The organism is Streptomyces sp. NPDC003379 (assembly GCF_053589195.1).
Genome location: NZ_JBSFRK010000019.1, coordinates 46503 through 73089, shown reverse-complemented (window position 1 = coordinate 73089; position 26587 = coordinate 46503). Strand labels below are relative to the sequence as shown.

General features: G+C 72.6%; 21 protein-coding genes and 2 pseudogenes. 15 read left to right on the top strand and 8 right to left on the bottom strand.

What is annotated here, in order from left to right:
* Positions 1–13: 13 nt before the first annotated feature.
* A pseudogene (locus tag ACWDVB_RS20445) lies at positions 14–802 on the bottom strand (DMT family transporter); the annotation flags it as partial.
* A 168-nt stretch (positions 803–970) separates the two neighbouring features.
* Here ACWDVB_RS20445 and pdxR point away from each other — a divergent pair.
* Positions 971–2437, top strand: a complete 1467-nt coding sequence (gene pdxR / locus ACWDVB_RS20440) for a MocR-like pyridoxine biosynthesis transcription factor PdxR (RefSeq protein ID WP_451514839.1) — start codon at positions 971–973, stop codon at positions 2435–2437.
* Here pdxR and ACWDVB_RS20435 read toward each other — a convergent pair.
* Complete coding sequence (locus tag ACWDVB_RS20435) at positions 2395–2805, bottom strand: VOC family protein (RefSeq protein ID WP_451514773.1); 411 nt, start codon at positions 2803–2805, stop codon at positions 2395–2397. The two genes, pdxR and ACWDVB_RS20435, sit on opposite strands and share 43 nt — an antisense overlap.
* A gap of 205 nt (positions 2806–3010) precedes the next feature.
* Between ACWDVB_RS20435 and ACWDVB_RS20430 the strand changes: the two genes are divergently transcribed.
* Both ACWDVB_RS20430 and ACWDVB_RS20425 read left to right on the top strand, forming a co-directional pair.
* Positions 3011–4606 (top strand): alkaline phosphatase D family protein, encoded by a 1596-nt coding sequence (locus ACWDVB_RS20430; protein ID WP_451514774.1) that lies wholly within the window; start codon positions 3011–3013, stop codon positions 4604–4606.
* A gap of 148 nt (positions 4607–4754) precedes the next feature.
* Complete coding sequence (locus ACWDVB_RS20425; RefSeq protein ID WP_451514775.1) at positions 4755–6248, top strand: GNAT family N-acetyltransferase; 1494 nt, start codon at positions 4755–4757, stop codon at positions 6246–6248.
* On the opposite strand, the gene ACWDVB_RS20420 is transcribed toward ACWDVB_RS20425, so the two are convergent.
* The gene (locus tag ACWDVB_RS20420; protein ID WP_451514840.1) at positions 6148–7428 is read right to left on the bottom strand and encodes a trans-sulfuration enzyme family protein; all 1281 of its coding nucleotides are present in this window, start codon (positions 7426–7428) and stop codon (positions 6148–6150) included. The genes ACWDVB_RS20425 and ACWDVB_RS20420 overlap by 101 nt on opposite strands.
* Positions 7429–7512: 84 nt before the next feature.
* Here ACWDVB_RS20420 and ACWDVB_RS20415 point away from each other — a divergent pair, with 84 nt between their 5' ends.
* Positions 7513–8028, top strand: a complete 516-nt coding sequence (locus ACWDVB_RS20415; protein WP_451514776.1) for an Lrp/AsnC family transcriptional regulator — start codon at positions 7513–7515, stop codon at positions 8026–8028.
* A gap of 32 nt (positions 8029–8060) precedes the next feature.
* On the top strand, positions 8061–9794 hold the full coding sequence (locus tag ACWDVB_RS20410) for a DUF885 domain-containing protein (RefSeq protein ID WP_451514777.1): 1734 nt from the start codon (positions 8061–8063) through the stop codon (positions 9792–9794).
* Positions 9795–9929: 135 nt separating this feature from the next.
* Here ACWDVB_RS20410 and ACWDVB_RS20405 read toward each other — a convergent pair whose 3' ends face one another.
* Complete coding sequence (locus ACWDVB_RS20405; protein ID WP_451514778.1) at positions 9930–10775, bottom strand: SDR family oxidoreductase; 846 nt, start codon at positions 10773–10775, stop codon at positions 9930–9932.
* Positions 10776–10937: 162 nt separating this feature from the next.
* Between ACWDVB_RS20405 and ACWDVB_RS20400 the strand changes: the two are divergent.
* Positions 10938–11078: pseudogene (locus tag ACWDVB_RS20400) on the top strand (VWA domain-containing protein); the annotation flags it as partial.
* A 26-nt stretch (positions 11079–11104) separates the two neighbouring features.
* Here ACWDVB_RS20400 and ACWDVB_RS20395 read toward each other — a convergent pair.
* On the bottom strand, positions 11105–11632 hold the full coding sequence (locus tag ACWDVB_RS20395; RefSeq protein ID WP_451514779.1) for a rhodanese-like domain-containing protein: 528 nt from the start codon (positions 11630–11632) through the stop codon (positions 11105–11107).
* Between the two features lie 94 nt (positions 11633–11726).
* Here ACWDVB_RS20395 and ACWDVB_RS20390 point away from each other — a divergent pair, with 94 nt between their 5' ends.
* The 8 genes from ACWDVB_RS20390 to ACWDVB_RS20355 all read left to right on the top strand — a co-directional run bounded on the left by ACWDVB_RS20390 (position 11727) and on the right by ACWDVB_RS20355 (position 20011).
* Positions 11727–12173 (top strand): Lrp/AsnC family transcriptional regulator, encoded by a 447-nt coding sequence (locus ACWDVB_RS20390; RefSeq protein WP_451514780.1) that lies wholly within the window; start codon positions 11727–11729, stop codon positions 12171–12173.
* A gap of 355 nt (positions 12174–12528) precedes the next feature.
* Entirely contained in the window at positions 12529–12996 is a 468-nt protein-coding gene (locus ACWDVB_RS20385; protein WP_451514781.1) for a hypothetical protein, read from the top strand.
* Between the two features lie 268 nt (positions 12997–13264).
* A complete protein-coding gene (locus ACWDVB_RS20380; protein WP_451514782.1) occupies positions 13265–14389 on the top strand; it encodes a hypothetical protein in 1125 nt (374 codons plus the stop codon).
* Between the two features lie 309 nt (positions 14390–14698).
* Positions 14699–15586: a calcium-binding protein gene (locus ACWDVB_RS20375; RefSeq protein WP_451514783.1), complete on the top strand. Its 888-nt coding sequence runs from the start codon at positions 14699–14701 to the stop codon at positions 15584–15586.
* 311 nt (positions 15587–15897) lie between these two features.
* Entirely contained in the window at positions 15898–16584 is a 687-nt protein-coding gene (locus tag ACWDVB_RS20370; protein ID WP_451514784.1) for a DUF7019 family protein, read from the top strand.
* Positions 16581–18542: a HEAT repeat domain-containing protein gene (locus ACWDVB_RS20365; RefSeq protein ID WP_451514785.1), complete on the top strand. Its 1962-nt coding sequence runs from the start codon at positions 16581–16583 to the stop codon at positions 18540–18542. Before ACWDVB_RS20370 ends, ACWDVB_RS20365 begins: the two co-directional genes overlap by 4 nt.
* A 94-nt stretch (positions 18543–18636) precedes the next feature.
* Entirely contained in the window at positions 18637–19032 is a 396-nt protein-coding gene (locus tag ACWDVB_RS20360; RefSeq protein WP_451514786.1) for a hypothetical protein, read from the top strand.
* 205 nt (positions 19033–19237) lie between these two features.
* Positions 19238–20011 carry a polysaccharide deacetylase family protein gene (locus ACWDVB_RS20355; protein ID WP_451514787.1) on the top strand — a complete coding sequence of 258 codons (774 nt, stop codon included), beginning with the start codon at positions 19238–19240 and terminating at the stop codon, positions 20009–20011.
* Positions 20012–20232: 221 nt separating this feature from the next.
* On the opposite strand, the gene ACWDVB_RS20350 is transcribed toward ACWDVB_RS20355, so the two are convergent.
* Positions 20233–21390, bottom strand: a complete 1158-nt coding sequence (locus ACWDVB_RS20350; RefSeq protein WP_451514788.1) for an FAD-dependent monooxygenase — start codon at positions 21388–21390, stop codon at positions 20233–20235.
* 72 nt (positions 21391–21462) lie between these two features.
* Here ACWDVB_RS20350 and ACWDVB_RS20345 point away from each other — a divergent pair, with 72 nt between their 5' ends.
* Positions 21463–22026, top strand: coding sequence for a TetR/AcrR family transcriptional regulator (locus ACWDVB_RS20345; protein ID WP_451514789.1), 564 nt, complete (start codon positions 21463–21465; stop codon positions 22024–22026).
* A gap of 74 nt (positions 22027–22100) precedes the next feature.
* Here the strand turns inward: ACWDVB_RS20345 and ACWDVB_RS20340 are convergent, their stop codons facing one another.
* Together ACWDVB_RS20340 and ACWDVB_RS20335 are read right to left on the bottom strand one after the other, a co-directional pair.
* Positions 22101–25424: an AAA family ATPase gene (locus ACWDVB_RS20340; protein WP_451514790.1), complete on the bottom strand. Its 3324-nt coding sequence runs from the start codon at positions 25422–25424 to the stop codon at positions 22101–22103.
* The gene (locus tag ACWDVB_RS20335) at positions 25421–26584 is read right to left on the bottom strand and encodes an exonuclease SbcCD subunit D (RefSeq protein WP_451514791.1); all 1164 of its coding nucleotides are present in this window, start codon (positions 26582–26584) and stop codon (positions 25421–25423) included. The genes ACWDVB_RS20340 and ACWDVB_RS20335 overlap by 4 nt, the downstream gene beginning before the upstream one ends.
* Positions 26585–26587 lie beyond the last annotated feature (3 nt).

Genomic DNA, 26587 nt, shown 5'->3' with positions numbered 1-26587 from the left:
CACCGTACGTGCCCGTGCCGACCAGGGGCGCCGTGCACGCCGCCGCGACCGGGATGAGGCCGGAGAAGAGCGTGGCGCGCTCGGCGCCGATGCGCTGGAGCCCCGTGTACCAGAGCACGAAGCCGACGACCGTGACGATCACCGCCTGCCACAGCAGGGCGGCGCCTTCCGTACGGTCGGGCCACCGCACGAACTCACTGCCGTCCACAACGACGCCGAGGGCGGCCGACTCGACGGCGGCGAGCGCGCACACGGTGGCCGAGAGCAGCCTGGGACCGAGCGGACGCACCACGGGGACGGCGAGCACCGCGAAGCCGACCTCCCCCGCGAGCGCGCAGACCGAGAAGACGAGCCCCAGGCCGTCGGTGCGCCCCCATCCCTGCACGACGAAGGCGCCCACGGCGACGAGCAGCGCTCCGTGGATGACGGTGCGCTGAGGGGTACGCCGTTCAAGGAGCGGCACCATGATGGCGACAACAACCGGCGCGCACCCTACGAAGACACCCGGTACGGCAGGTTCCGCCGATCGTTCAGCGGCCAGGATGGCCATGTTGAAGCCGACCATCCCCACGGCCGCCAGGAGCGCCAGGCGGCCCCACTGGCGCCGCGGCAGACGCCGGAGGGCGGCGGCTCCGCCCCTTCCCAGCCAGGGCAGGAGGAGCAGACAGGCCAGTCCGTAGCGGAGGAACTGGCCGCCGGCGTAGGGATAGTCGCCGAGCAGGCTGTTGGCGGTGAAGGAGCCGCCGACGAGGAGACAGGCGAGGGCCGCGAGCAGCGCCCCGCGAGAGGAGTTCACGTTCATGCCCTGACGCTAGGAAGCCGGGCGGCCCCCATTAAGGTCCACTTCCAGGGCTGGTTCGGGGACCACTTCGCACTTGCGCGAACCGCTCCCGCCTCTCGCTCCTTTCGCGTCCTCGACCGCTCTCCCGTAGAACCGCTCTCCCGTAGAACCGCTCTCCAGAAGAGGTGCATCACGCTGACGTCACAAGACCCGCAAGGGACCGCCGCCTGGGAGCTCCTCCTTCCGGCCGCCTCCGCCCCCGCGCGCAGCCGGGGCCGCGACCTGCGCTCGGCCCTGCGTGAGGCCGTCAGAGCGGGCCGGCTCGCGCCCGGCACGCGGCTGCCCTCCAGCCGTGAACTGGCCGCCGACCTGGGCGTATCGCGCGGCCTGATCACGGAGGCGTACGAGCAGCTGACGGCGGAGGGCTATCTGCGCAGCGACCGGGGCTCGGGCACCTGGGTGGGCGGCGCGGCACGGGCCGCGGCGCCCGCGGTGCGCGATCGCGCGCCCCGCCCCGGGCACGCGCGCGTGGACTTCCTTCCCGGCGTCCCGGACCTCTCGCTGTTCCCCCGCGCGGCCTGGGCCGCCGCCCACCGTCAGGTCCTCGCCGAGCTGCCGCACCACATGCTGGGCTACCCCGATCCGCGCGGGCTGCCCCGGCTGCGTACGGTCCTCGCCGATCTGCTGGTGCGGCGGCGCGGCGTGGTCGCGGAGCCCGAACGCGTCGTCGTCTGCTCCGGAGTGGCCCAGGCCATGACGCTGCTGGCCCTGGTGCTCCGCGCGCGCGGGCGGACGGCGGTCGGCGTCGAGGCCCCGGGAAGCCCCGAGCACGAGACGCTGCTGGCCGCCGCGGGGATCACCCCGGTGGGCATCCCGGTGGATGACGAAGGCGTGGACCCGGGGGCGCTGCGGGAGCGGGGCGTACGCGCGGTCGTCACCACGCCCGCCCATCAGTTCCCCTCGGGGATCGGGTACTCGGCGAGGCGGCGCGCCGAGCTCCTGGAGTGGGCGCGGTCGGTGGACGGCCTCGTCATCGAGGACGACTACGACGGGGACTTCCGTTACGACCGCGCCCCCGTGGGCGCTTTGCAGGGGCTCGACCCGGAACACGTCGCCTACACCGGTTCGGTGAGCAAGTCGCTCGCCCCCGGACTGCGCCTGGGCTGGCTGCTCGTGCCGGACGGCCTCACCGAGGAGGTCGTCGAGCGCAAGCGCGTGATGGACCTGGGCAATCCGACGCTCGACCAGGCACTCCTTGCCCGCTTCGTCGAACGCGGCGACTACGACCGGCAGTTGCGCCGCTGCCAGCGCGCCTACCGGGAGCGCAGGGACGCCCTGGTGTCGGCGCTGCGCGAGCACCTGCCGGGGGTGCGGGTCACCGGTATCGCGGCGGGCCTGCACGTCATCGCCCGGCTGCCCGGCCGCTGGGGGCCGCAGGACGTCTTCCTGGAGCGGGCCGCCGCGGCCGGGGTCGCACTCCGGCCGCTTAGCGACTACGGGACGCCGACCGGGGCCGGAGTGAGTCTCGTCCTCGGGTACGCGCACCTGACGCCCGCCCGGATCACCGAGGGCGTCCGGCTGCTGGCCGAAGCCGTCCAAGGGGCGCGGCAGGTTCAAGCGTTGGACCACGCGCGCGTGGAGAGCACCAGGCGATAGCCGTCCGGGTCCTCGACCGTGACGCCCCATTCGTTCCAGTACGGGTTGGGCGAGAGGACCCGCTTGCCGCCGTGCTCCTCAAGGCGCGCCACCAGCGCTTCGGGGACTTCACCGTCGACGTAGACGACGAGGAGATCCTCCTCGGTGGGCCGCGGCTGGACGGGAGCGGCGGCTTCATGCACGAGTTCGAGGTGCCAGGAGGCGTCCGGCCACCCCACCATGAGCAGATCGTGCTCCCCGGGTATGTCGCTGCCCTCGGACCGGTACACCACCCCCAGTCCGAGTCCGCCGACCCAGAAGCGCTCCGCCGCCGCCAGGTCGCGCGACGGGCGGGCGATACGGATGTGGCTCTGACCGCTGACAGGCATGTGGGCCCCCTCTGTGCGGCACGCCCGTTCGCGTGCCCCTGGTTCAAGAGCGTAGCCGCCGTTGATCATGAAGCCATCGATCATACGTCCTGGTGCGCGGGTCCCTGGTCCTCCGCCCGCAGACCTGCGACCTTCGACCCAGGCCCTGGCGCGGGCCCGAGCAGCGCCCGCACACTGGTCGCACCCGTCAACTGGAGGCGCATCCATGTCATCACGTCAGCCGAGCCCGTCCCCGCGTCGCCGTAGCGTGCTGCGCGGATCGCTCGCCGTACCGGCGGCGCTCGCCGTGCCCGCGCTCGCCGTGCCCGCGTCGGCCGGGGCGGCTCCCTCGTTCGCGCTGTCGGGACGTCCCAAGGCCGGGTGGGGCGTGCAGGCGGGGGACGTGACCGCGCACGCGGGGCTCGTCTGGGTCCGCTCCGACCGGCCGGCCCGGATGGTCGTGGAGACGTCGGCCACGGAGTCGTTCCGCGATCCGCGGCGCTGGCGCGGCCCGTTGCTCGGTGCGGACACGGACTTCACGGGGACGACCCGGCTGCGCGGGCTGCCCGCGGGCGAGCAGATCCACTACCGGGTGCTGCTCGCGGACCCCGACGACCCGCGGCGTACCGGAGAGCCGGTCACCGGCACGTTCCGTACGACGCCGAGGGGCCGCAAGGAGGGGGTGCGCTTCCTGTGGTCGGGTGACATCGCGGGCCAGGGCTGGGGCATCAACCCGGACCGCGGCGGCTATCGCGTCTTCGAGGAGATGCGCCGCCGTGACCCCGACTTCTTCCTGTGCAGCGGCGACACCGTCTACGCCGACGGGCCGATCCAGCCCAGCGTCACCCTCCCCGACGGCACGGTGTGGCGGAACGTCACGACGGAGGAGAAGTCCAAGGTCGCCGAGTCCCTCAAGGAGTTCCGCGGCGCGTTCCGCTACAACCTGCTCGACGAGAACCTGCGGCGGTTCAACGCCCAGGTCCCGTCCATCGTGCAGTGGGACGACCACGAGGTGCGCAACAACTGGTACCCCGGGCAGATCCTGGACGACGCCCGCTACACGGAGAAGGACGTGAACGTCCTGGCGGGCCGCTCCTTGCGGGCGTTCAGCGAGTACTTCTCCGTGTCCACGCTGCCACCGGGCGACGAGGACGGGCGGGTGTACCGGGTGCTGCGCCACGGCCCGCTCCTGGACGTGTTCGTCCTGGACATGCGTTCGTACCGCAACGCCAACTCGCCGAACAGACAGCCCGACGACGCCACCGGCATCCTCGGCGCCCGCCAGCTCGCCTGGCTGAAGCGGGAGCTGTCGCGCTCCCGGGCGGTGTGGAAGGTGATCGCGTCCGACATGCCGCTGGGCCTCGTCGTGCCCGACGGCAGGACCAACTTCGAGGCCGTGGCGCAGGCCGACCCGGGCGCCCCGCTGGGCCGCGAGCTGCAGATCGCCGAGCTGCTGCGGCACATCAAGCACCGGAGGATCACCGGCACGCTGTGGCTGACGGCCGACGTGCACTACACCTCGGCGCAGCACTACGACCCGTCGCGCGCGGCGTTCAAGGACTTCGCGCCGTTCTGGGAGTTCGTGTCCGGGCCGCTGGCCGCCGGAGGATTCCCCGCGACGAAGCTCGACGCGACGTTCGGACCGGAACAAGCGTTCATCAAGGCGCCGAGCCGCGCGAACACCTCCCCGGCCGAGACTCCGCAGTACTTCGGTGAGGTCGATATCGACGGGGGCAGTGGTGACCTGACCGTGCGTCTGCGGCAGGAGGGCGGCGGCGTACTCTTCACGAAGGTCCTGCGGCCGGGCCGGGTGGGCCAGTAGTACGCCGCGTGGGTCAGCGGCCCGTCGCGTGGGCCGCTGGCGCGGGGCAAAAGGCGCGAAGAGGGCAGATGACCTCTTAACCCATCAGTCACAAGGCGTTCGTGATCACGCAACACCGGTCCCGCACAGTGGCCGTATGAGAGCTGACATGCCTGACGTGACACGCACCAAGCACGGCCGCCCCGTCCACCACTGGCGGCGCGACGTGGTCGAGCTGGCCGCGCTGTTCACCGCCGTCGCGGTGGCGGACGCCGTGGCGAACATGATCGGGCACGGGCCCGACGGCCCCGCCCTGCTCGCGGTCTCGGCCGTGGTGCTGCTCGCCACGGCCGGGTTCCACCTCTGGTGGGCACGGCGCCACAACCACGCACCGCCGCCGGCGGCGCACGATACCGGCGCCCGGCCGCCCGCCGCAGCGGAGCAGGCCGGGCCCACCGCCGCCGAGAACCCTTCGGGGCGTTCCGCCGAGCCGTCCGGTGGGACGACGCTGTGGCGGATGCGTACGACCGTACGGGACGAGCCGGGCTCACTGGCCGCCCTGTGCGTGGCCCTCGCCGAGAGCCGGGTGGACATCCTGAGCCTGCAGGCGCACCCCTTGGCCGAGGGCACGGTCGACGAGTTCCTGCTGCGCGCCCCCGAGGCGCTCTCCGCCGCCGAGATCACCCGGTCGATCGCCCGGGCGGGCGGCTCGGGGACCTGGATCGAACGCGCCGACGCCCACGATCTGGTGGACGCCCCCACCCGCGTCCTGGGCCTGGCCACCCGTACCGCGCTCGACGCGGCGGAGCTGCCGCTGGCACTGCGGCAGCTTCTCGGCCGTTGCACCATCCGGTCGCTGCCCGCCGCGTCCCGGGCCGTGGGGCGCGAGAACAAGGCGGCGCACGAGGTTCCGGTCGACGGCGTGCTCGAAGGGACCGTGCTGCGCCTGAAGGGCCCGGAGGGCGAGGTGATCACCGTGGAGCGGCCGTATCTGCCGTTCACGCCCACGGAGTTCGCCCGCGCGCGTGCCCTGGTGGAGCTGGACACGCGGCTCGGTCCGCGCGTTCCGCGCGGCGAGGACGTGCTGACGCTGCCCGAGGGCAACGCCATCACCGTGCGCCGCGCCGACACGGCCGACGTCGAGGCCGCCAAGGCCATGCACGACCGCTGCTCGCAGCGCACGCTGAGCATGCGCTACCACGGTCCGGTGCGGGACGCCGACCGTTATCTGAGCCACCTGCTCAGCCCTCGGTTCGGCCGCACCCTCGCGGTGCAGACCGCCTCCGGCCGCGTCGTCGGCATCGGCCATCTGCTCTGGGACGGCGACGAGACCGAGATCGCGCTGCTCGTCGAGGACGACTGGCAGCGGCGCGGCATCGGCGGCCAGCTGCTCGGCAGGCTCGTGGCGATGGCGGTCGAGGCGGGCTGCGAGAGCGTGTACGCGGTGACGCAGGCGTCCAACACGGGCATGGTCGCGGCGATGCGCGGGCTCGGCCTGCCGCTCGACTACCAGATCGAGGAGGGCACGCTGGTGATCACGGCCCGCCTCGACGCGACGACCGTCAGCGCGCGATCGCCGTACGACCGTGAGCAGGACCGCCGTGAGCAGGACCGCCGTGAGCAGGACGCCCGTGTCGGGCGGCACCAGCGGGCGCACCGCTGACCGGACCGAGCGCCCGGTCCAGGTCGCGCCAGAGGTCCTCGACGTCCTCCAGCCCGCACGACATGCGCAGCAGCCGGTCGATCACGCCGGACGAGTGCCGGTCCGCCGCGTCCACGACGCGGTGGCTGATGGACGCCGGGTGCTGGATGAGCGAGTCGACGCTGCCGAGGCTGACCGCCGGGGTGATGAGCCGCACCGCTGCGGTCACCTCGTGCGGGTCGCCGCGCACCTCGAAGGCGACCATGGCGCCGCCGAGCCGCGGGTAGTGGACGCGGGCCACGCGCGGGTCCCCGGCGAGGCGCCGCGCCAGTTCGGCCGCGTTGGCCGACGCCGCCCGCACCCGGACCGGCAGCGTGGCGAGGCCTCGCAGCAGCAGATATCCGGCGAGCGGATGCAGCACCCCGCCGGTGGCGAACCGCACCTGTCGCAGCCGCCGCGCGAGCTCCTCGTCGCACGCCACCACCCCGCCGAGGACGTCCCCGTGCCCGCCCAGGTACTTCGTGGCGCTGTGCAGGACCAGACGGGCGCCGCTCTCCACGGGCCGCTGGAGCACGGGCGTCGCGAAGGTGTTGTCGGCGAGCAGCGGCACCTCGCCGCAGGAGCGGGCCACGGCGGCCAGGTCGAGTTCGGCGAGGGTGGGGTTGGCCGGTGACTCGACCATCACCAGGCCGGTGTCGGGGCGGATGGCGTCCGCGATGCCGGTCGGCTCCGCCCACGTCACCTCGGTGCCGAGCAGACCCGCCGTGAGCAGGTGGTCGCTACAGCCGTACAGCGGCCGGACGGCCACGACGTGGCGCAGGCCCGCGGCCCCGCGTACGAGGAGGACCGCGGTCAGGGCGGCCATGCCGCTCGCGAAGGCGACGGCGCTCTCGGTGCCTTCGAGGCGGGCGAGGGCGGTCTCGAAGCGGGCGACGGTCGGATTGCCGAGACGGGCGTAGACGGGCGGCCCGTCGTCGAGGGTCCCGTCGGCGGCGAAGGCGTCGATGCGGGCGGCCTCGGCCCGGCTGTCGTGGGAGGGGTACGTCGTCGAGAGGTCGATCGGCGGGGCGTGCAGGCCCAGTTCGGCCAGATCGTCGCGCCCGGCGTGCACGGCCTCGGTGGCGAGGGCACGCGGCGCCGGTGCCCCGTCTCCCCGGGTCTCGTCCGCCACCCGCGACCCGCCGGGCGGCGCCTCATGCATCACTGTCTCCGTGTTCGCGTCCATGCCCCACAGGCTGAACATCACCCGGGGTTTCGGGGGCGAATACCGTGTTACGTTCGGCCAATGGCTGAATCTGTCGCACTGGACCCGGTGGACCTTCACATTCTGCGCCTGCTGCAGAACGACGCCCGGACCACCTACCGCGACCTCGCGGCGCAGGTCGGTGTCGCGCCGTCCACGTGCCTGGACCGGGTGACGCGGCTGCGGCGCTCGGGGGTGATTCTCGGACAGCGGCTGCGGCTCGACCCGGCGAAGCTCGGGCGTGGCCTGCAAGCGCTGCTCTCGGTGCAGGTGCGGCCGCACCGCCGCGACCTCGTGGGCCCCTTCGTGGAGCGGATCCGGGCGCTGCCGGAGTCGCTGTCCCTGTTCCATCTCACGGGCCCGGACGACTTTCTTGTACATGTGGCGGTGGCCGGTCCGGCGGATCTGCAGCGGCTCGTCCTCGACGAGTTCACGGCGCGGCGCGAAGTGGCCCGCGTGGAGACGAGGTTGATCTTCCAGCAGTGGGAGTGCGGTCCGCTGCTGCCGCCCGAGGCCGCCGCCGACGGGCCATCCGATGTCGACGGTGAATCATGGTGACGCGCACCGGCCCCTCGTACGAGGATGTCCGCATGTCAGCCACGAAGAACCCGCATCCGAACACCGGCCCCCTGCCCCGTGAGGTCGCCGACGCGTACGTCGACGAGCTCATCGCCCTCGATCCCATCACCGGCACCTATCTCGGCGTGAAGGAGAGCAACAGCAGGCTCCCCGACACCTCGCCCGCGGGCCAGGAGGCGCTCGCCCGGCTGGCGCGGACGACCCTGGCGCGGCTCGACGAGGCGGAGCGCAGGCCCGGCGCGGACAGCGAGATCGAGCGCCGCTGCGGCCGGCTGCTGCGGGAGCGGCTCACCGCGGAGCTCGCCGTGCGCGACACCGGTGAAGTGCTGCGCTGGGTCGGCAATCTGCACACGGTGCCGCATGAGGTGCGCGAGATCTTCACCGTGACACCCATGGAGACCGAGGAGGACTGGGCGGCGATCGCCGAGCGGCTGCGGGCCGTGCCTGCCGCGTACGAGGGCTACCGCGCCTCCCTCGAACTCGGTCTGGAACGCAAGCTGTTCGCGGCGCCGCGCCCCACCGCCACGTTCATCGGGCAGCTCACTGAGTGGGCGGGCGAGGGCGGCGAGGAGCGTGGGGAGGGCGGCGCGGGTGGCCGCGGCTGGTTCGAGGAGTTCGCCTCCTCGGGTCCGGACGCGCTCCGCGCCGACCTGGACGCCGCGGCACGCGCCGCCACCGCCGCCGTCGTGGCGCTGCGCGACTGGATGCGGGACGTCTACGCGCCCGCGATCGAGGGCTCTCCCGACACCGTGGGCCGCGAGCGCTACGCCCTGCTGTCCCGCTACTTCAACGGTACCGACCTGGATCTCGACGAGGCGTACGCGTACGGCTGGTCGGAGTTCCACCGGCTGCTCGGGGAGATGCGGGCCGAGGCCGAGAAGATCGTGCCGGGCGCGGCCACGCCGTGGGTGGCACTCGCCCACCTCGATGAGCACGGGACGCACATCGAGGGCGTGGAGGAGGTGCGGGTCTGGTTGCAGGAGCTGATGGACGAGGCGATCGAGGCGCTGGACGGCACGCACTTCGAACTCGCCGAGCGCGTACGGAAGGTGGAGTCCCACATCGCCCCGCCCGGTGGCGCCGCGGCCCCCTACTACACGGGCCCCTCCGAGGACTTCTCCCGCCCCGGCCGCACCTGGCTGCCGACCATGGGCGAGACCCGCTTCCCCGTCTACGACCTTGTCTCCACCTGGTACCACGAGGGCGTGCCCGGCCATCACCTGCAGCTGGCCCAGTGGGCCCACGTCGCGGATGACCTCTCCCGCTACCAGGCGACCGTCGGCATCGTCAGCGCCAACGCGGAGGGCTGGGCGCTGTACGCGGAGCGGCTCATGGACGAGCTGGGCTTCCTCACCGACCCGGAGCGCAGGCTCGGCTATCTGGACGCCCAGATGATGCGGGCGCTGCGGGTCATCGTCGACATCGGCATGCACCTGGAGCTGGAGATCCCGGCGGACTCCCCCTTCCGCCCCGGTGAGCGCTGGACGCCGGACCTGGCCCAGGAGTTCTACGACGCGCACTGCAGCCGCCCGACGGAGTACGTGGCGAGCGAGATGACGCGCTACCTCACGATCCCCGGCCAGGCCATCGGCTACAAGCTGGGCGAGCGGGCCTGGCTCCTGGGCCGCGACAACGCGCGGCACCGCCACGGGGACGCGTTCGACGCCAAGGCGTGGCACATGGCCGCGCTCTCCCAGGGCTCGCTGGGCCTGGACGACCTGGTGGACGAGCTGTCCGCACTGTGACGGGAGCGGCGGCGGGCCGGGGCGGGGCGGGCGCTCGCGCGTCTCCCGGCCCGCCGCCCGCTTACGTACGTACGTGCGTCCACTCACTAATGTACGTACGTGCGTCCACTCACCGACGTACGTACGTACGCCTGCTCAGCGGCGGAAGCCGCCCTCCGAGTCGATGACCTGGCCGGTGATCCAGGCCGCCTCGTCGGTGGCGAGCCAGGCGATGAGCCGGGCCGGGTCGTCGGGCATCCCCCAGCGGCCCGCCGGGAACCGGGCCTCGACCTGCGCGTAGACCTCGCCCGTGAGGTAATCGGTGTCCACCGGGCCCGGGTTGACGCAGTTCACGGTGGTGGCGAGGTCGGCGAGACCGGTCGCGAGCGACCGGGTCACCGAGGCCAGCGCGCCCTTCTGGAGGCCGTACGCGATCTCCTGCGGCATGCCGCCCGCGATGTCCTGCCCCGACGTCATCATCACGACGCGCCCGCCGGGGCCCGGCGGCTCCGACCTCGCGCGCAGCCGGGCGTACGCCTGGACGAGGAGGATCACGGAGCGGGTGTCGACCGCCCAGTGCGCGTCGAGCATGGCGGCGTCGACGGCGTCGAGCGAGCCGTCGCTGCCGCTCAGCGCGTGGTTGGCGACGAGGATGTCGATCCGCCCGCCGAGCGCGTCGGCCGCCGTGTCGATCAACTCGGCCGGCGCGGAGGGCTCCGCCAGGTCGCCCGGCCCCGCGCGCACCGTCGCGGCCGGGTCGCCGAGCGCCTCACGCACTCCCTCGACGACGTCATCCGGCTGGTCGGCGCCCCAGGGCATGTCGGCATCGTGCGGGACGTGGTGGTGCAGATACACACCGGCTCCGTACGCGGCGAGGCGGCGCGCCACGGCATACCCGATGCCACCGCGCCGGCTGGCCCCGGTGACGAGAGCGGTGCGGCCGCGCAACGGGAGTGGGTCGCGGCGCAGTTGGGCGGGAGAGGGAGGCGGAAGGTGTGGCATGGCAGTTCATGATGGGCGGTGGGGCCGTGATGTGCACGACGGTTTTGAGGGGGAGTCGAATGTGAGCGCACAGGATGCGCACGGGGACGCAGGGGACGCAGGGGACGCAAGGGGCACAGGGGGCACAGGGCACGTACGAGACGCAGGGCACGGCCGAGCGGGTGCGGGGTCACGGAGGAGTGGATGCGCGGCTGGAACGACGTCGCGCACCTGCTGGGCTTCCGTGTCTTCGGCATGGCCGTCGGCGCCCCGCGCGCAGCCGACGCAGGGTCGGCCGCCGCCGGCCTCTTCCACGTGATCCGACCCCGCGTCGACAAGGCGGGTCACGTTCAGCAGCCGCAGTCGGCCGCGTCGACCGGGGCCGTCAGCGCGTCCGGGGTGCGCTGTTCGCGGCCCTCCCGCGTCTCGAACCCGAAGCCCTCACGCGCCCAGTACTCGAAGCCGCCGAGCATCTCCTTGACCTGGAAGCCCAACTGGGCGAGGGCGAGGGCCGCCCGGGTCGCGCCGTTGCAGCCGGGGCCCCAGCAGTAGGTGACCACCGGCACCGACTTGTCGAGCAGCGCCTCCGCCTGCTCGGGGATGAGCGCGGTGGGCAGGTGCAGCGCTCCCGGGATGTGGCCCTGGTCCCAGGACGCGGTGGAGCGGGTGTCGATGACGACGAAGCCGGGGTCACCGTCGGCGGCGAGCGCGGACGCCACGTCGGAGACATCGGCGTGGAAGGCGAGGCTCGCCCCGAAGTACGCGGCGGCCGCGGCCGGGGAGGCGGGCGGAATCCGCAGAACCGGATTCGCGACGGCGGTGACCGGGGCGGCGGAGGCGGCGGAAGGGGCGCTGAGCTGCGCGTTCGTGTTGTTCATGGCAGAAAATCTATGGCTCGTGGCCGAAAGTCTGAAGCGGTGATCCCCGGCATCCCTCTTGATCGGCCAGGGATTTCCCTGTTTCCTCTCGGGCATGACCGGTTATTCCACGGACGCCACCGACTGGCGCATCCTCGACGTCCTCCAGCGCGAGGGCCGCGCCAGCTATGCCGAACTGGCGCGCGCCGTCTCGATGTCCGCGAGCGCCGTCACCGAGCGCGTGCGGCGCCTGGAGGAGGCGGGCGTCATCCAGGGCTACGCGGCCGTGGTCGACCCGGATCGGCTGGGCCTGCCGATTCTCGCGTTCGTACGTCTGCGCTACCCGACGGGCAACTACAAACCGTTCCACGACCTGGTCGAGGCGACCCCGGAGATTCTGGAGGCGCACCACGTCACGGGCGACGACTGCTTCGTCATCAAGGTCGCCGCACGTTCCATGAACCACCTCGAAGAGGTCTCGGGCCGCATCGGCGCGCTGGGTTCGGTGACGACGAGCGTCGTCTACTCCTCTCCCCTGCCGAGGCGCCCACTGGGACGCTGATCACGCCCGCTCCCTTGAACGGGGCGGTCCTCGCCAACTCCGGTACGACTCCTGCACGTTGCCCTGCGAGACATGAGTCATCCGAGTGGGTGAGCCGTTTCCGGACTGTTGTGTTCCACACGCCAGTCGCCCTGTCCCGCCTGAACCGACGGCCCCTTAGGACGCATGAACGACTCGTCCGTGTTCGGTGTGACGCCGGAGGGCGGCGATGCGACCGCACAATGACTCAAAGTATCCAACCAGATGCGTGCTGTCACGATAAGAGGTGTGGCGCAGGCGGAACGCGGTGATCCTCGCAGCACTGGCCAGCGTGAACTCCGGTGCGCCGGCCGCCTCCCCCTGACGAGGAGCAGCCATGAGCACGCCTCCGCAGAACTCCTTCCGTATCACCAGCGCCCCGAACATCACCTACGCGAAGTGGGACGCCGAACGCTTCGAGACCACCAGCACCAGTTGGACCGACCTTCCAGGCGCATCGATCGACCTGCGCCTGGGACAGGGAGCCCCCTCCTACGGCGCGGTCTTCGTGGCCACCTTCTCCGCGGAGGCCCTCTCCTCCGACCTCGGCGGCAACGGGCAGGGCATGCTGAACGCGACGGTCTTCTTCGGCGACCAGCAGGCCGAGCCGCTCAGCAACAACCACCGCTACATCACCGCGCGCGGCAACCCGGAATGGTCCAGTCACACATTCATCCGCGTGGCCCGCTTCGAACCCGAGTTCGCCGAACGGTACGTCAACGCCCAGGTGAGGCTCCGCGTGAGCGAAGGGGACTCGGGCGGCGTGCAGAACTGGGTGCTGAAGGTCGAGCGCTACAACCTCTGACGGCAAGACAGAGCCAAGACAGAGCACAGAAGAGCCCCCGTTGACCACTCCGGGGGCTCTTCGTCGCGCCGTGGGACGTGCGGGGAGACTATTCCGGTGGCTGCCTGGAGCAGCTGATGTGCCCCCGGCAGGCCGGCGGCCTGCTCATGCGATCATGTGAGCGGCTCTCGATGGACCGGTACACAGTGATTGATCAGACGATCGACCCATCGGGCATCGGGCATCGAGCAGCGGGCATCGAGCAAGCGAGCTGGAACGGGAGCGCGGTGTGAGCGGGGCTGGGGGGCAGGACGGGTCGTCCGCGTCCGAGGAGGAGTGGGAGCGGTTCCTTCGTGAATCGGTTACGGGTGCGGCCGGGGCCCCTGTGGAGCCGTCGGCGCGCGCCCGCGAGGTCGAGCGGCGACTGCGGGAACGCCCCGGGCAACCGGAAGGCTGGCGTGCGTACTCACCGGCCCGGCCCCGGCGCAGGACAGGCTGGTACGTGACCGGCCTGGTGGCGGCCGTGGCCCTCCTGGTCGTGGGGCTCTTCCCGCAGCGGGTCGCCGGTTGGTTCGGTGGTACCGACGGCGGGCAGGACGGGGCGCCGTTGGCCGCCGAGTCGGAAAGCCCGCGGGAGGCGCCCGGCGCTGAGCCGGGTCTGCGCCCTACCCTCGCCGCCCCCTTCCGGGGTTCGCCTGCCGCCCGCTGGGCCGACGGCGCGGCAGGGATCACGGTGCCGTCGGCCAAGGCGACCGGCTGGATGGACGCCGCCCAGGTCGAACGGGCACTGCGGCAGAGCAGGGACTTCCTGGTGGCGTCGGGGCTCGACTCCCGCGTGCTGCGCGGCAAGCGGCCCACGAAGGCGATCGCGCTGCTCAACCCGCACCAGAAGGACGTCCAGGAGTACCTGCGTACCGCCCTGTCGTCGACGGCGCCCACCGACAAGACCGACCCGCTGCTGTTGTTCAGCCGCTTCCGGCCGGCGCAGGCCCGGCTGGTCGGTGACGTGGTCAAGACGCGCGGTCGGCTCACGTACCGGGAGGGGAAACGGGGGGCGGTCGAGATGACGGCGGACGTCACCTTCGTATACCCGGTCACCTCGGCCGGCGACAGCGGGCGGGACGCCGAGGTCGTCCGTACGATCGTGCGGCGCAAGGTGGTGATGAGCTGGGACGACCCGGCCAAGGTCATCACCGAACCGGGCACGATGTCCCTCATCTCGTACACCCTCGACATGACCAACGGCGGCTGCTCCGCCCCGACCGGCTACTTCATGCCGCCCTTCGGCACGGCCGACGAGCAGCCCGCCGACGAGGCCCACCAGGTCGATCCGTACGACCGCAGCAAGCCGCTCGACACGAGCAACGGCACGACGGCCACGGGCGACGACTGCGCGACCGCCACCCGCTCCTAGAGCCGGCACCGGCTGCGCGCCATCGCTACGACACTGCCGGGCACAGAGATATTCACCGTCGTGAACTCCCACGCCCACGGCGATGTCCGCGTGCACAGCCGTCTGTGATCGTGCTCGTCGAGTTGCACCGTCGCCTCATGAGCGGGCGGCCGTCGCAGTGGCGCCGTCCACGTACCGGTCACCACGCCGTCCGCCGCTGTTCATGAGCCGCCGGGCAACTCCGTTCTCGGGCCTCTTGTCTAACCGGGTGACCAGAAGCACCACTGCACACCGCACACATACACGTACACCCTGAAGGGTCACTTCCGCATGCGCATACACCGGACCATCGCAGCCACCGCCACCGCCACCTTTGCCCTGACTCTCGGCACGGCCGGCTTAACGGCGTCGACCGCCCAGGCCGCCCCATCCGCCCCATCCGCCCCGGCTGCCTCGTCCGCCGCTCTGGCCACCGCCTCCGTCGTCGTCGCGGACGGTGAGCTCTGGTACAAGGCGGCACCCGGCCAGCAGAACAAGGTGACAGTCGACGAAGAGATAGACAACCGCGGCGAGCACGACTCCTACTACGTCCTCACCTTCCACGACCGGTACGACATCGCCATCTCCGCCGACGCGGCGGAGGACGACAAGTGCGTGTACCCCGAGGAGGGCGACCGCACCGCCGTGCGGTGCGCGGTCAAGATCCCGGAGAACTCGGACGACTCCGACAGCTACGACATCGACCTCGGCGACAAGAACGACACCGCGACCCTCGCGCCGGACAGCCAGGCCTGGGCGGGGATCTACGGCGGCAAGGGCGACGATGTCATCAAGGCGTCGGAGTCCGCGCTCCTGCACGGCGGCGACGGCGACGACCGCCTCGACGGCGGCGGCGGCCCGTTCGGCTTCGGCCCGTGGGGTGACGCCGGGAACGACACCCTCGCCCACTGCAGCCAGGACTGCTTCGGCGGTCCCGGCAACGACTCCCTGACCGGCACCGGCGAGGAGAACACCCTGCACGGCGAGGACGGCAACGACGTCCTGCACGGCAAGGGCGGCGCCGACGTCCTCCACGGCGGCAAGGGCAACGACAAGCTGTACGGCGAGGCGGGCAACGACACGCTGTGGGGCAACAGCGGTGACGACGTTCTGTGGGGCGGCACAGGCACCGACAAGCTCTCCGGCGGCCCCGGCCGCAACGAACTCCACCAGGACTGAACAGCCCCCCGAAGCAGGGTTCCGGCGGCCACGCCCGGACCGCGCGGGCCACCCCTCGACCCGAGCCAACGGGCCGGGGGTGACCCGCCCCCTGCCCCGCGACACCAAGCTGGTGATCCTGGCCCACGAGTATGGGATGCTGCGGGCCGATGCCTCAACATCGAGGACACGACGGCGTGTTGGACCGGTTACTAGGAGAGCGATGAGCAGCGGCACCGGACTTGAGTGGTTCGAGTCCAGCTACACCCCGGTACCATGGTCCGCCTTCCTGTCGCTCGGCCGGGGGCGCCGCCCCTGAGGGCGGCTGACACGTGCGGTACTACATCTACGTCTCCACCGCCAAGGTGGACATGCTGTACGAGCAGATCCCGCCGAAGCTCCTGCGGCGCCTCGCCGTCGAGGCCAAGGTCGACCTGAAGGTCGTAAGCGTGGCTGTGCAGTCACCACGTACCGACACGAGTACGTACGACCGTCTCGATCTGGTAGAGACATATCTGGAGCGGGAGTTCGACGTCGGCTGGATGTCGGAGCCGACGGCCTGGTTCCGCGGGGACCTGGGGCTGCGGATCGCGGGATACGGCGACGCGAACGGTCCGACGCTGATGATGGGCGAGGACGGCGACACGCTGGTCGCGCTCATCGGGTCGGCCCACCACTTGATCGGCTACCAGATCGCGCCCGACATGCACAAGGTCGGCTTCTCGGGGCTGCCGTCGATGTTCGGACTGCTGCGGGACTTCCCGCCCGAGTGGGAGTCCCAGATGAATGTGCGCTGGCGGACCCGTAGGCACAGAGTGGGCGGCGACAGCATCATGCAGGAAGTGGCCCGGTGCGCCGGAGCGTTGACCGTGCCGCCGGTGTACTGCGAATTCCTCGCGCGGCGGTTGATGCGCGGCACCGTGACGCGGGAGGACGGGCGGGAGCTGGCGGTCGTCATCGGAACGCCGGTGTACGTCGCGATGTCGGACCGGGAGCCCGGGGACGGCGGGGAGGCGTGAGTGGGCAGGCGTTGACGTGGGCCGAACTGGTGCGGCTGCGCATGGAGGGCGATGTCGCGGGCCTGTGCCGGGCCACGCGGTCCGACGACCATGGCGTCGCGGCGCGGGCGACAGAGTTGCTGGGCGGCAGCGCGGGGTCGCCGGAGGTCGTCGAGGCGCTCTTCACTTGCCTCCGGCGGAAGGGCGAGCCATATCGGGGGATGCGGTGGCAGGCCGTCGCGTCGCTGGGGCGACTGCGGGAGCGACGCGCGGTGCCGGAACTACTGCGGCTGCTGCCCGAGGTGCGGAACACCCACGAGGAACTGGACCGGACCCTTTGCGAGGCGCTGGCCGCCATCGGCGGACCGGACGCCGTGCGCGGGCTGCTCGACATACTCGACCAAGTGGCGACCGACCGCTACAGGTCCACGGCCATGCCGGCGCTCGACGCGCTGGCCCGGCTGCGCCCGCGCGAGGCGGTGACGCCACTCCTCGCCTCGCTCTGGCACTACCTGCCCGACGACGCCGAACACGTGGTGCGGACGCTCGGCGCGATCGGTGACCCGCGCGCGGGCTCCGCGCTCCTCGTCCTCGTGCACTCCCCAGCCTCGGACACGCACCTGCGCCGGGTCGCGGTCAGGGCGCTGCACGCGCTGCCCGCCGCCACCTGGCCGCCCGGACGCCGCTACCCGTCCGCCGAGGAGGTCCTGCGCGAGACGCAGCGCGACCCGGACCCCGAGACGGGCCGCCTCGCGACCGCCCTGCTCTCCAGGACCGAGGACGGCCGGGAGCATCTGTGGGGGGTGCTCCGCGCGGCGGCACACTCACCGCGGGATGCCGCGTGCCCGCCGTACGCCGTGGCCGCCGTCTGCGACCGCGTCGCGGAGGCGCCCGGCCTCTTCGGCGTGGACGTACCCGGCCGGGGCGCGTACGTCGCCCTGCTCCGGCACCACCTGTGGGAGGCGGCGGCACCGACCGTGCGCCGGGCCGCCGCCCGGGCCCTCGCCGCCTGTGCGGGGGCCGAGGCGAGCGGGGCCCTGCTGGAGGCGCTGGGCGACGCGCGGATCGGCGACGCGGTGGCGGACCTGCTCGCCGGCCTGCACAAGCCGCCGCTGCGGGAGGTCCTGGCCCTGCTCGCCGACACGGGAGGCCCGGCGGCTCAACGGGGCGCCGCGGCACGCACGTTGGGGGCGGCCCGGTACGCGGCCGCCGTACCGTCGCTCCTGGCCGTCCTGGCGGACGACATGGCCCCGACGGCGGTGCGCACCTCCGTCGTGGACGCGCTCGGCGCGCTTCGGCTCCTGGCGGGAGCCGCGCCGCTCGCCGCCTTGGCGGAGGACGAGGAGCAGCCCGGCACCGTGCGCGCTCGCGCCGTGCGGGCCCTCGGCCTGATCGGCGCGCCGGACACGCTGCCGGTGGTGCTGGCCTGCGCCCGCTCCCCGCACGAGGCGATACGGGGGCGGGCGGTGACGGCGTTGGGCGGGTTCCCGGTGCGGGCGGCGGTCCAGGCGCTCGGGGAGGTCGTCGCACACGGCTCCGAGCCCGACGTCGCACGGGCCGCCCTGCACGCCTTGGGCCGGATCGGCGCACCGGCCGTGCCCGTCCTCGTCCGGCTCGTGGACGACGTACGCGAGGACGTGGCAGACCAGCTGGTCGCGGCGCTCGCCGTCCGCCCCGAGACCGAGGCGACCGCCGCCCTGGGGCGGCTTGCGGCGGCGCCGCCGACCCAGGAGACCGCGTCCGCCGCGCTGAGCGAGCGGGGCACACCCGACTGCGTCGCACCCCTGGCGGCACTGCTCGATGCCGACTTGCATCCCGACACCAAGGAGACCGCCGTACGCGGCCTGCTGCGGATCGGCACCGACGAGGCTCACGAGCGCGTGCTGACCCACTGCCTCACGGTCACGCATCTCTACGGATGGCACGTCGAGGCGCTGGACGTCATCGCGGATGCCCGGGGCGTTCGGCTGGGGATGTAGCTCGGCAGGCCCGCGTGACCGTGCCGGTCACCGTCCGGTTGAGGCGTGACCAGTGTGACGATTCGGCTGTTCGTGATGCCGCTACGCTGGGGCCATGATGATCAGAGGGACAGGCAGACGGTGGCTTGTCGCCTCACTGACCGCTTCTGCGGTACTCACCTCAGGGTGTACGGACTCGGTCGACACCGACGATCTGCCCGGCGTGTACCGCAACGACGCGACCGGCGGCGAGATCCTGCTCGGGTCCGACGGGACGTTCTCCGCCACTGATGTGTCGACATACGTGGTCTCCGGCACCGCCGACTTCAGCGGCCGATGGGAGTTCGTCGACAGCAGCTCGTCCAGCGACTTCGTCTACCTGACGGTCGATGACGGTGGACTCGGTGAGATCGGCGGTATCCAGCTCTACACGAGCGGCCAAGGGACGGTGGAGTTCCGCACTCCCGACAAGCCGCCGTCCATGGTGCTCACCAGGGTGGCAGCGCCGTAGGTCCCGCGTGCCCAGTCCGGCGCGTGGCCACCCCCGAGTCCAACCGAGGCCATCGCCCGCCCGCTGCTCGCGGCGAGTTGTCCGCGGACTCTCACGGAATTGTCCGTGATCGGTAACGGACGCATCCCCTGGCCACTGCCCCTCGTCCTGTCAGTTGGTCGCACGGCGACCGGGATCGGCGAGGGACTGCGTGAGAGGGGCGGGCATGGCACGGCATGGCGGCGGGCGGAGCTGGTACGGCAAGGTCATCGGTGCGGCGCTCGGGGTGACGGTGCTCGCCACCGGCGCCTCGGTATGGACCGCGCAGGCCGGTTCCACGGGCGACTCGTCACCCGAGGCGACCGCGCCGGCCACGCCCGGCAGTGACGTCAAGCCGGTCGCGGCGACCATCGCGCACGCCTCGGAGAAGGGGACGCGCGGCGTCAACATCACCATCGACGACGGCCCCGACCCCGTGTGGACCCCCCAAGTGCTGGATGTACTGCGGGAGTACAGGGTGAAGGCCACGTTCTGCATGGTCGGGACGCAGGCGCAGGCCCACCCGGACCTCGTGAAGAAGGTGGTCGCGGCCGGGCACCGGCTGTGCGACCACTCGGTGTCGCACAACACCGCCATGGACAAGGATTCAAAGAGCTACCAGTCGCAGCAGATACTCGACGCCGAACGCATGATCACCAAAGCGTCCGGGGGCGTACGGCCGATGTACTACCGGGCCCCCGGTGGCGCTTTCACCCCGTACAGCCGCAAGCTCGCCGCATCCCGGGGCATGCGCCCGCTCGGCTGGAACGTGGACACCAAGGACTTCGAACGTCCGGGCACGGACGCCATCGTCGCCACCGTCGAACGGGAGCTGCCAGGCGGGCCGACGCTCCTCTTCCACGACGCGGGCGGTGACCGTACCCAGACCGTCGAGGCCCTGCGCCGCCTCCTCCCCCGGCTCAAGGAGCAGGGCTACTCCTTCGGCTTCCCGGTGCGCTGAACTCCGGCCCCGGCCGGTCCCGGCGTTCGTGGCGCCGTCCCTGGGCCCCGGCACGCCGGGCACATCAGCGGCTTGCCGTAGCCACCCGCGTCTTGCGTCGGGTCAAGTGGGCGTTTCTTTTCGTGTCGGCATGTCTGGTACTCACCTCAGGCGGGAGCAGCGGAGCCACTCGCTCCCGCAAGCCGTCCTGAACAAGGTCAACAGCCACTCGGACGCCCGGATCAGCTCAGGTGCGGCGGGGCCCAGTCGTGATGCCGGAGGATCATGCGTACGGCAGCGCGGGAGGGGGTCATCCGCATCGCGGTGTTGCGTAGGGCGACGGGCAATGGGTGGGAGAGCTGCTGGCCCATCCGCCCCGCCTGCCGGGCGGCGCGTGCGACGGCTTGACTGCGCGGTCGGCGCTCGGCGTCGTACCGGGCGAGCGCCGCTTCCACGGTGGGCTCGACGGTGAGCGCGGCGGCCAGGGTGACCGCGTCCTCCAGCACCTGGCAGGCGCCCTGTCCCAGGTTGGGGGTCATCGCGTGCGCCGCGTCACCGAGCAACGCGATCCGGCCGACCGCGTACGAGGGAAGCGGCGTGCGCAGTTCGTTGACGTCGTGGTGCAGCACGGCGTCGGGCCGGACCGCGTCGAGCAGGGCGGGGATCGGGTCGTGCCAGTTGTGGAACCGTCGGCGCAATTCGGCAAGGGGGTCGGCGAACCGCGTCCCGGCGGGAAGGCTGAGGACCGCGTGCCACTCGGCGCGCCCGTCAGGAAAGGCGATGTGCCCGAATTCGGCGCCGTGCCCCCAGGTCAACTCGAAGTCGGTGCGCAGTTCGACCGCGTGCTCGGTGATGGCACGCAGTACGGTCGAGCCGCTGTAGACCGGACCGGGATGCGAGGGAAAGAGACGGTCGCGGACCTTGCTGCCGATGCCGTCGGCCGCCACCACCAAATCGGCGTCCAGGACCGTCTCGCCGCAGCCGACTCGAACCGCCCCGGGCCCGACCTGCTGGACCGAGTCGGCCTCGGAGCCGATCAGCAGTGTTTCGGCGGGCAGGGCCTCGCGCAGCAGCCGGTGCAAGGTGGCGCGAGGTATACCCATGATCGGCGTGCCGACCGCCTTCTCCAGCGCCGCGCCGTCCATCCGGGCCAGCCAACCGCCCCCCGGCGTGCGGGTGCCGCCGCTGTACTGGCCCCGCGACGCTTCCCGCACCGTCTTGCCCACGCCGAGTTCGTCCAGTGCTCGAAGGCCGTTGGCGGCCAGTGAGATGCCCGCCCCCACGTCGTCGAGCACAGGCGCACGCTCGACGACCCTCACCTCCCAGCCGACGCGGCGCAGACCGATCGCGGCGGCCAGCCCGCCGATGCCCCCTCCGACGACTACTGCTGTATTGCCCATGGTGAGCCCCCACTTCTTCTACATCTGTAGAAGATGACCTTATCCGAAGTACTACAGGTGTAGAAAGGAACCATGGCTACGGATCGGCGCACCCTCCTCGCGGACGCGGCTCTCGACGTACTCGCCGACGAAGGGATCCGCGGCCTGACCCACCGCGCGGTGGACCGCCAAGCGGGTATGCCGCCCGGCACCACGTCGGCATACTTCCGCACCCGGGCCGCACTGCTCACCGCACTCGTGACACGCCTGGTCCAACTCGACCAGGCAGAACTACAAACAACAGCGGAGCAGCTCCCACCCCTCCGCACTGCCGAGGACCTGGCGAACAGCATGACGCTGCTCATCCACCAGCGACTCACCGGCGAGGGCCGCCGCCGCTCACTCGCCCGCTTCGCCTGCGCCGTCGAGAGCGCGCGGGACCCGGAACTGCGGGAGATCCTCGTACCCCGCGAGAACGCCGGCCGCGAGGCCGTTCGGTTGTTCCTCGCCGGGCACGGCGTGACGGACGTCGAGAACCGCACGCACACGCTGCTGTCCTGCATCGACGGTCTGGTCTTCGACCGGCTTGTATGCGGAGGCGAAGTACCGCGCGAGGCCCTCGAAGGCCTCGTGGCCGCCGCCCTGCATCAGCCCTGACCGTCCATGACTCCGTCCTGAGCGAAGTGCGCTCGGTCATAGACCAGCAGAACTCTGAACTGACCCCTGAGTCCTCAGGCCCCGCCCCGTTGACGGACAGTCGAACCGTCGCGCCCCTTCACGACCTCCAACTGCGCGTGCACCCGCCGCCGCAGATCCGCGACGTGGCTGACGATGCCGACGCTGCGATCCCGTTCGCGCAGCGAGTCGAGGACGTCCAACACCTCGTCCAGGGTCTGGTCGTCGAGGCTGCCGAAGCCCTCGTCGATGAAGAGCGTGTCGAGCCGTACGCCGCCCGCCTCGTCGGTGACCACGTCGGCGAGGCCCAGCGCGAGCGCCAGTGAGGCGAAGAACGTCTCGCCGCCCGAGAGGGTCGCCGTGTCGCGCTCGCGGCCCGTCCACGCGTCGACCACGTGCAGGCCGAGCCCCGAACGGCCGCGTCCGGAGCGGTCGTCGGAGTGCACGAGGGTGTAGCGCCCGGACGACATCCGCCGCAGCCGGACCGTCGCGGCGGCGGCGACCTGTTCCAGGCGGGCGGCCAGCACGTACGACTCCAGGCGCATCCGGCGTTCGTTGTCCGCCGAGGTGCCCGCGGCCAGTGCGGCCATCCGCGCCACCCGGTCGTAGGCGGCGCGCAGGGGCGCCAGCCTGCGCGTCCCCGCGATGGTGCGGGCGGAGAGCCGGTCGAGTTCGGCGCAGCGCCGTGCCGCGGCGTCGCGCGTGGACGCGGCGGCCCGCAGCCGCCGCCCCGCCGCCTCGGCCTCGGCCCGCGCCGCCGGGAGGTCGGCGGCCGGCTGCCGCGCGGCGTCTGCCGTGTCCGGCTCGGCGAGGACGGAACGCACCGCGGCCTCTTCGTTGCGCCAGGCGTCGATGCGGTGCTGGAGCTCGCGGTACCGGGCGTCGTCGAGAAGGGCGGCGGCCGCGGTCTCCGGCGTGTCGAACCCGGCGCGGAAGGCAGCGTCGGCGAGTCGCGCGTCGGCCGCCTTGAGGCGCTCCGCCGTGTCGTCGGCGACGCGCGCGGCATCCGCGGCCTCGGTGAGCAGTGCGGTCTGCCGCTCCAGCTGGGCGGCGCGGGCCGCGACGCTGCCGGTGGTCCCACGTGCGTGGGTCAACTCTGCACTCAAGGAGGCCTGTTCGCGGTCGAGCACGTCACGCAGGGTGGCCCGTGACGCGGCGCGACGCGCGGCCTCCTGCTGCCCGGCGACCCTGCGGTCGTACTCGCGCCCGGCCTGCGCGAGCGCTTCCCGCGCGGCGTGCAGCCCGGAGGCGCGGTCGCGGGCTTCGGCGTGGGCCCGGCGCAACTCCTCGACGGCCGCGGCGAGTTCATCGACGGTCGGCTCTTTGTCCGCCTGCGGGCCGACGGAGCCGCCGACCTCCGCTCCCGCACTGCCCCGCGCCGCCGCGAGTCCGTCGACGGTCGGCCCCGTATCCCCATACGCGCCGACGGGGCCCCCGGGCTCCACTCCCACGCCGCCCCACGCCGTCGTCGTGAGTCCGTCGACGGTCGGCCCCATATCCCCATACGCGTCGGCGGGACCGTCGACCTCCGCTCCCACGCCGCCCCACGCCACCGCCTTCGCCGCGAGTTCGCCGACGACCGACCCCGCGCCCCCGTGCGCGCCGACGGAGCCGTCGACCTCCGCTCCCGCACTGCCCCGCGCCGCCGCTGTCGCCGCCGCCAGCGATGCCTGTACGTCGCTGAGTACGCGCTCGGCGGTCGTGCGGGACTCCAGTGCCGCGCGGTGGGCGGCGAGTGCTGCCTCCTCGGCGCCACGGTCCACGTGCCCGGCGGTCTTCCGTGCGGGGGCTGGGTGTTCCGTCGCCCCGCACACCGCGCACGGTTCGCCGTGCGTCAGGTGCGCGGCGAGTTCGGCGGCGATGCCGGTGAGGCGCTGTTCCTTGAGGGCGAGCCAGTGTTCGTGCGTGGCGGTGGCGTGTTCGCGTGCGGTGAGGGCGCGGTCCTTGGCCGCCGCCGCGTCCTGGGCGAGCCGGTCGCGGCGGCGGGCCGCGTCCAGGCGGTCCTGGGCGGGTTCGAGGCGGCCCGCCAGGCGCTCGGCGTGCGTCGCGGCTTCCTGGGCGGATTCGACGCGTTCCTGAAGGGCGGCCCGGGTCGCCTCCCAGCCGTCGAGCCAGCCCGCCGCGTCCTGCAGCAGATCGTCGTCGGCGCGCTCCTGCCGGTCCAGCGCCGCGCGCTCCGCGGTGATGTCGGCGAGCCGCTGCTCGGCACGCCGGGCGGAGCCGAGGCCGCCCAGCTCCTCGGCGGCCTTGCGCGCGGCGGCGGCGAGCCCCGACGCGCCGGCGGCCTCGAACGTCGGGGGGAGGTGTCCACGCGCGCGTGCCTCCTCCTGCGTGGCCCGGCGGTGCTCCGCCTCGGCGGCCTCGCGCAGCCCGAGCGCGGGCGCGACGGTCTCGGCCTTGCGCGCCCGCTCCAGGCGCTGCTCGTACTCCCGTTGCTCCGGCTCGCGCGCGTGGAGCCGCGCGGCGCGCTCCTGCGCCTCGGCGAACCGGGTCTGCAGCCGGTCGAGTTCGCGTACGTCCCCCAGTCGGCGTTCCGCGGCGGCCTGCGCGGATTCGGCGGCGGTGAGCGCGCAGTGCGCGATGGTGAGGCGCTCACGGGCTCCCGCGCGGGCCACGGCGGCCCAGGCGAGGACCTCGGTCGCGAGGCCCGGGTCGCCGGGCGCGAGGTCGGGCAGCGGCAGTTCGGCGTCCCGGCCGCCCTCCGCCGCGGCCTGCTGCATGCGGTGCGCGTCGGCGAGGAGCGCCGCGTCGCCGTCCTTGACCTCGGCCTCGGTGGTGCGCCGCTGCTCGGCGAGCCGCTGCTCGACGGCGGCGAACCTGCGCGTGTCGAAGAGCCGCCCGAGCAGCTTGCCGCGCGCCTCCGCGTCCGCGCGGAGGAAGCGCGCGAAGTCGCCCTGGGGCAGCAGCACGACCTGGCAGAACTGCTCCTTGCTCATGCCGAGCAGTTGGCTGATCTCCTCGCCGATCTCCTGGTGGGACCGGCTCAGTTCCTTCCAACCGTCAGCCCGCGTGCCTTCGCGGAGCCAGCTCTGCGCCTTCTCCGTGGTCGTGCCCGTGCCCCGCTTCTTGGGCCGCGCCCACGGCGGCTGACGGGTGATCTCCAGGCGGCGCCCGGCGACGGTGAGTTCAAGGCACACCTCCGTGCGCGTGCCCTGCCGCGCGTGGTCGCTGCGCAGCGACATGCCCTGTCCGCTGCCCTGCCGCGCTCCCGGCACCGACCCGTACAGGGCGTAGCAGACGGCGTCGAGGATGGAGGTCTTGCCCGCGCCGGTCGGGCCGTGCAGCAGGAAGAGCCCGGCTGCGGACAGCTCGTCGAAGTCGATGTCCTGGGTGGTGCCGAAGGGTCCGAAGGCGGTGACGCGGAGCCGGTGGAGTCTCATCGGGCGACCTCGTGCAGGGTGTCTTCGGTACGGACCGCGTCGAAGGCGGACCGCAGCACCGCCTGCTCGTGCGTGTCGGGCCCGGCGCCGCGCACATGGGCGACGAAGTCCTCGGCGATCTGCTGGTCGCTGCGGCCCTGGAGGCGCTGGGCGTACGAGACGTCCGGGTCGTCGGGGGCCCGGTCCGGGTCGAAGACGAGGCTGAGGGTGTGCGGGAACCGCTCGCAGAGCCGGGCCATGGGGTCGTCCGGGCGCACCGCGTCGGTGAGGGTCGCCTCCACCCACGCCTCCTCGTGCCGCGCGAGGCCGGGGTCGTCGAGGAGCTCGTCGAGCGTGCCCCTGATGCGGGCGAGCGCGCGCGGCACCGGGCAGTCGACGCGCTCGGCCTCGATCTGCCCCTCGGGGCCGAGGTCGACCAGCCACATGCTCTTGCGGTGGTCGGCTTCGGAGAAGGAGTACGGCAGCGGGGAGCCGGAGTAGCGTACGCGCGCCCCCAGCGTCTGGCTGCCGTGCAGATGACCGAGTGCCGCGTAGTGGACGCCTTCGAAGACGCCGGCGGGCACCGCCGCGACCCCGCCGACGGTGATGTCCCGCTCGCTGTCGCTGACCTGGCCGCCGCTGACGAAGGCGTGGGCGAGCACGACGGACCGGGTGCCCCGCGCGCGGGTGGCGAGGTCGGCCCGCACGCGGTCCATGGCGGCGCCGATGACCGCCTCGTGGCCTGCCTTCTCCACCCCGAACTCGTCCTTGACCAGGGCGGGTTCGAGGTAGGGCAGGCCGTAGAACGCCACGTCCCCGTGGTCGTCGGTGAGGATCACGGGCTCCGCGCAGGCGGCGGGGGCGGTGCGCAGGTGGATGCCGGCGCGGTCGATGAGGCCCGCGCCGACGCCGAGGCGGCGCGCCGAGTCGTGGTTCCCGGAGATCATCACCGTGGGCACGCCGAGGTCCGCGAGGCGGTGCAGCGCGTCGTCGAAGAGCTCGACCGCCGCGAGCGGCGGCACCGCCCTGTCGTACACGTCCCCGGCCACCAGGACGGCGTCGACCTCGCGCTCGCGCACGGTCGACGCCAGATGACCGATGAACGCGGCCTGGGCGTCGAGCATGTTCACGCGGTGGAACGAGCGGCCCAGATGCCAGTCGGACGTGTGCAGCAGCCTCATGAT